The following is a 5,582-nucleotide window of genomic DNA, read 5'->3' as shown; positions in this document are numbered from 1 at the left end:
TTCCAAAGCCTTTGGTCCAGTACAAGCCAACAAAGATATTTCTATTCGTGTAATGCCGGGAACAATTCACGGCATTATCGGTGAGAACGGCGCTGGCAAGTCAACGCTGATGTCGATCCTTTATGGTTTCTATAAGGCTGACAAAGGCGAGATTTTTATCGGCGGTAAGAAGACGCTGATCCCTGACAGCCAAGCGGCCATCGCCGCAGGTATCGGGATGGTGTTCCAGCATTTCAAACTGGTCGAAAACTTCTCGGTTCTGGAAAACATTATTCTAGGTGCCGAAGACGGTGCTTTATTACGTCCCTCGCTCGCCAAGGCGCGCCGCTCGCTGACTGAACTCGCGGCAGAATATGGCTTGGATGTTGATCCAGATGCGATCGTTGAAAATCTGAGCGTGGGCCATCAACAGCGCGTCGAAATCCTTAAAGCGCTCTATCGCCAAGCGGATATTCTGATCCTTGATGAACCAACGGGCGTATTGACCCCGGCCGAAGCCGATCAATTGTTCCGAATTCTCAATCGTTTGCGCGAAGAGGGTAAGACGATCATATTGATTACCCACAAATTGCGCGAAATCATGGATATCACCGATACCGTCAGCGTTATGCGCCGCGGTGAAATGACAGCCACGGTCAAAACGTCGGAAACCTCCCCTGCTGGTTTGGCAGAGTTGATGGTCGGACGTAAAGTCTTGCTGCAAGTAGACAAATCACCCGCAAAACCGGGCGCGACTGTGCTTGAGGTCGAGAATCTTCGTGTAACCGATGACAAAGGTGTTGAGCGGCTTAAAGGGATCTCGCTTGAGGTGAAAGCAGGCGAAATTCTGGGCATTGCAGGCGTTGCTGGCAACGGGCAGTCCGAATTGCTTGAAGTGCTTGGCGGGATAGCCTCCGGGACTGGCACTATCCGTGTAAATGGGCAGGACATTGACGTGTCTGGCAAGTTTTCTGACGGGCAGTCGCGCCGCGCGCGGGGCATTGCCCATGTTCCCGAGGATCGCCAACGCGAAGGGCTGATTATGGACTACATGGCGTGGGAAAACACCGCGTTCGGCTATCATCGTGATCCCGCCTATCAATCTGGCATCTTGATGAATAACGCCGCAATCCGCGCCGATACCGAAGGCAAGATGCAACGCTTTGACGTGCGCCCGCCCAATCCCAAGCTTTCGGCGAAGAATTTTTCAGGCGGCAATCAGCAGAAGATCGTTCTGGCCCGCGAGATCGAGCGAAACCCAGACCTGTTGCTGATTGGCCAACCAACGCGCGGCGTGGATATCGGCGCCATCGAGTTCATCCACCAGCAGATCGTAGCCCTGCGCGATCAGGGCAAGGCAATCTTGCTCGTCTCTGTTGAACTGGACGAGATATTTTCGCTATCGGATCGGATTGCAGTGATGTTCGATGGCCAGATAATGGGTTTCCGTGACCCAGCACAAACGGACGAAAAAGAACTGGGCCTGATGATGGCCGGTGTTGTGGAAGAGGAAGCAGCATAATGGACAAAATGCCAGCATGGGCCGACGCGGTCCTCGTTCCGCTTATTTCCCTCCTTCTCGCTGCGATCCTGTCCGCCTTGGTCATCATCGCCATTGGCGAAGATCCTGTCGCGGCCGTGCAGCTTATGGTGAAAGGTTCCCTCGGGAGCACCTATGGCTGGGGTTACACGCTTTATTACGCGACCAACTTCATGTTCACAGGCCTTGCCGTCGCTGTCGCGTTTCATGCACGCATGTTCAACATTGGCGGCGAAGGCCAAGCGATGCTTGGCGGCTTGGGCGTTGCGGTTGTCTGTCTTTACATGCCGTGGCCACATTGGTCGATTGCCTTGGTTGCGGCGACGCTATCGTCCGCGGTTTTCGGCGCTGCATGGGCGTTCCTGCCCGCCTATTTGCAGGCAAAACGTGGCAGCCATATCGTTATCACGACGATCATGTTCAACTTTATCGCGTCTGCCTTGCTAAACTATTTGTTGGTTAACGTAATGCGCCCAGCGGGCGCGATGGATCCAGCAACGGCCAAGTTTCCAGAGGTGACGCACCTTCCAACGTTGCACGACATTCTTGCCCCGTTCGGTATCGCATTTTCCAAAGCGGCCCCTGCCAACGTGTCATTGATTGTGGCGATGCTTGCCTGTGTCGCGGTGTATTTCCTGATTTGGCGCACGAAGCTTGGATATGAAATTCGCGCGTTCGGTCATTCTGAATCAGGTGCGAAATACGCGGGGATCAGCCCGGTCAAGATAACAGTGGTCGCGATGCTGATCTCTGGCGGTCTTGCCGGGATGATGGCGACGAACAACGTCATGGGCGAAAGCGAACGTCTGATTATGAATGCCACAGAAGGTGCAGGCTTCATCGGTATCGCGGTCGCCCTCATGGGCCGCTCGCATCCGCTGGGTGTCTTTCTTGCTGCGATCTTGTTCGGTTTTCTTTACCAAGGCGGTGCGGAGCTGGCGCTTTGGACTTCGATCCCACGCGAATTGATCGTCGTGATCCAAGCACTTGTCATCCTGTTTACTGGCGCGCTCGATAATATGGTGCGCATGCCGCTCGAAAAACTCTTCCTCGCTTTGCGTAAGGGAGACGCATAATGGATTTCCTTTCAATCATCCAAGTGCTCGACAGCACGGTCCGTCTTGCAACGCCGCTGCTGCTGGCTTGTCTCGCGGGGTTGTTCTCCGAGCGGGCAGGCATTTTCGACATCGGCCTCGAGGGCAAGATGCTGGCTGCTGCATTTTTCTCAGCTGCGATTGCTGCGATGACAGGCTCTGTCTGGCTTGGCCTTCTGGCTGGCATCGCTGCGTCATTGGTCCTGTCTGGCATTCACGGACTTGCCTCGATTACGTTCCGTGGCAACCAGCTTATTTCCGGTGTTGCTATTAACTTCCTAGCGGCGGGCCTCACGGTTCTCATTGCGCAGGACTGGTTCAGCCAAGGGGGACGCACGCCTTCGTTGACGGATAGCGGACGTTTCAATCCGATAGAACTGCCATTCGCCGAAGCCCTAAGCGGCGTGCCCTATTTGGGACCGCTTTATAGCGAGCTGATTTCTGGCCACTCGATCCTCGTCTACGTTGCCTTTGCCATGGTACCTTTGACTTGGTGGCTCCTGTATCGGACCCGCTTTGGCCTGCGGCTGCGTGCGGTTGGTGAAAATCCTGCAGCGGTTGATACGGCCGGCGTTTCAGTCATTGGACTTCGCTTTGCGGCAGTTGCTATTTGCGGCGTGCTTTGCGGGATTGCGGGTGCCTATCTCGCAACAGGCCTGCAAGCGGGCTTTGTCAAAGATATGACTGCAGGGCGTGGCTTTATCGCGCTGGCTGCTTTGATCTTTGCCAAGTGGCGCCCTTGGTATGCGCTGAGCGCGTGTTTGCTGTTTGGCTTTTTGCAGGCCATCGCGCTGCGCTATCAGAACATCGACCTTGGTGCGTTTACCGTCCCGGTCCAATTCATGGACGCGCTGCCGTACATTCTAACAGTTGTTATTCTTGCCGGGTTTGTCGGGAAAGCCATTCCACCGCGCGCGGGCGGCGAGCCATATGTCAAAGAAAGGTAACTGGCTTTATAGCCAGTTTGCACCGAAATCCAGAACCAGTCTAAGAAAGCAATGATCCACACCTTGTGCTTTTAGCCGTTCGCAGTTTAGGAGTGTCCATGCAAATTTATCTGCCCATAGCTGAAGTTTCGGTCAATGCATTCCTATTGCTAGGACTTGGCGGACTTGTGGGCATTCTATCGGGTATGTTTGGTGTGGGTGGCGGTTTCTTGATGACGCCGCTTCTTTTCTTTATTGGCATTCCGCCCGCCGTTGCGGTTGCGACCGAAGCCAACCAGATCGTTGCCTCGTCCTTTTCGGGTGTGCTGGCTCACGTGAAACGAAAATCGGTCGATTTCAAGATGGGCACGGTGTTGCTCGTCGGCGGTTTGTTAGGCGCGGCGCTTGGTGTTTTCGTCTTCAACTATCTCAAAAGCCTTGGACAAGTCGATCTGCTGGTCAAGCTTTGTTACGTTCTTTTCCTGGGAATTATCGGCGCTTTGATGTTCGTCGAAAGTCTGAATGCCATTCGTAAATCCAAAAAACCTGGCGGAGCGCCCAAGCGCAAGCAACGTGGCTGGATTCATGCACTGCCCTTCAAAATGCGCTTTCGCACTTCAGGTCTTTATATTTCGGTCATCCCACCACTGGTAGTTGGCGTCGCTGTTGGTATTCTTGCTGCGATCATGGGCGTTGGCGGTGGCTTTATCATGGTTCCCGCGATGATCTATCTACTGGGCATGCCAACCAAAGTGGTCGTCGGAACCTCGCTTTTCCAGATCATTTTTGTGACAGCCTTTACGACTTTGCTGCATGCTACGACGAACTATACCGTCGATATGGTGCTTGCTGTTCTTTTGCTGGTCGGCGGTGTGTTCGGGGCGCAAATCGGCACTCGGATCGGCACCCGCCTAAAGGCAGAGCAGTTGCGTATTCTACTGGCGATCATGGTCCTTGTGGTTTGTGCCAAGCTGGCCTTCGATCTGCTTTTGATGCCATCCGAGCTGTTCTCTATCGGCGCGGCGGGAGGACACTGATGCTGCGCGCTCTGGCCCTGTTGCTTGCTCTTGCGTTGCCCGCCTTCGCGCAGGAAGAAGTCGTGCTTGGCCTGTCGCAGAACAAGGTGTCGATCACGACTAATTTCGATGGCTCGGAAATTCTGATTTTCGGTGCCGTTAAGCGCGAAAGCGCTATTCCTGAAGGCGAACCCTTGGGCGTGATTGTAACGATCCAAGGCCCGTCAGAACCATTGACCGTGCGCCGGAAGGAAAAGCGTTTCGGAATTTGGATCAATACAGAGGCCGTTGAGGTCGATGCCGCGCCCAGCTTCTATGCGATCGCCGCCAGTGATAAACTGGATGAGTTGATAAGCTCGACAGAAGATTTGCGCTACAAGATTTCTATCCCTCAAGCTATTCGCTCCGTCGGCGCGCCTATGTCGGTTGCCGACGCTCAGAGCTTTTCCGAGGCAGTTATTCGTATTCGCAAAGCCAACAACCTTTTTCAGCTTCTGGAGAATTCGGTTGAGCTGAGCGAAGAAACGCTTTTTCGCACGTCGATCGCGATGCCTGCGAACCTGACGGAAGGGGCGTATAAAACGCGCATTTATCTGACGCGAAACAGCCAAGTCGTTTCAGAATATGAAACAGTGATCGACGTTCAAAAGGTCGGGCTGGAACGCTGGCTCTTTACCCTCTCACGTCAGCAGCCGTTGTTGTATGGATTGTTGTCGCTGGCCATTGCTATCATCTCAGGTTGGGGCGCTTCGGCGATCTTCACGGGCCTGCGCCGCAACTAAGCGGCTCGTTTCAGATCTCTTCGCTTTCCAGCGTTAATGTCGCTGCTGGTGCGGCGCGCAGATCATCTATGCGCAATTCACCGGTTGGGCGTGACAGTCGATTGCGCGTAACCCAGATCAAGCGTTCTTGGGCGCGGGTTATAGCTACATAAGCGAGCCGCTTCCAAAGCGGCTGTCCGGCCTCCACACGCCCCATACGCGCTGCGACAAACAAATCAGGCGCAAACACTTGCACTGTATCCCAC

The 5,582-nt window shown here is 54.3% G+C and carries 5 protein-coding genes and 1 pseudogene; 5 read left to right on the top strand and 1 reads right to left on the bottom strand.

Annotation, left to right across the window (positions count from 1 at the left end; all coding sequences use genetic code 11):
• From WBC85_RS14910 to WBC85_RS14890, 5 genes are all read left to right on the top strand, one after another.
• A partial coding sequence (locus WBC85_RS14910; protein ID WP_424438952.1) for an ABC transporter ATP-binding protein occupies positions 1-1,501 on the top strand: 1,501 nt, incomplete at its 5' end.
• Positions 1,501-2,595, top strand: coding sequence for an ABC transporter permease (locus tag WBC85_RS14905; protein ID WP_424438949.1), 1,095 nt, complete (start codon positions 1,501-1,503; stop codon positions 2,593-2,595). The genes WBC85_RS14910 and WBC85_RS14905, both read left to right, overlap by 1 nt.
• Entirely contained in the window at positions 2,595-3,560 is a 966-nt protein-coding gene (locus tag WBC85_RS14900; RefSeq protein WP_424438946.1) for an ABC transporter permease, read from the top strand. The genes WBC85_RS14905 and WBC85_RS14900 overlap by 1 nt, the downstream gene beginning before the upstream one ends.
• A gap of 98 nt (positions 3,561-3,658) precedes the next feature.
• On the top strand, positions 3,659-4,576 hold the full coding sequence (locus tag WBC85_RS14895) for a sulfite exporter TauE/SafE family protein (RefSeq protein WP_424438943.1): 918 nt from the start codon (positions 3,659-3,661) through the stop codon (positions 4,574-4,576).
• Positions 4,576-5,337: a TIGR02186 family protein gene (locus tag WBC85_RS14890; protein WP_424438940.1), complete on the top strand. Its 762-nt coding sequence runs from the start codon at positions 4,576-4,578 to the stop codon at positions 5,335-5,337. Before WBC85_RS14895 ends, WBC85_RS14890 begins: the two co-directional genes overlap by 1 nt.
• 10 nt (positions 5,338-5,347) lie before the next feature.
• Here the strand turns inward: WBC85_RS14890 and WBC85_RS14885 are convergent.
• Positions 5,348-5,582: pseudogene (locus WBC85_RS14885) on the bottom strand (ATPase); the annotation flags it as partial.

Source organism: Planktotalea sp. (assembly GCF_049680325.1).
Lineage (GTDB): Bacteria > Pseudomonadota > Alphaproteobacteria > Rhodobacterales > Rhodobacteraceae > Planktotalea.
This window is presented reverse-complemented; position numbering and strand designations above follow the sequence as displayed.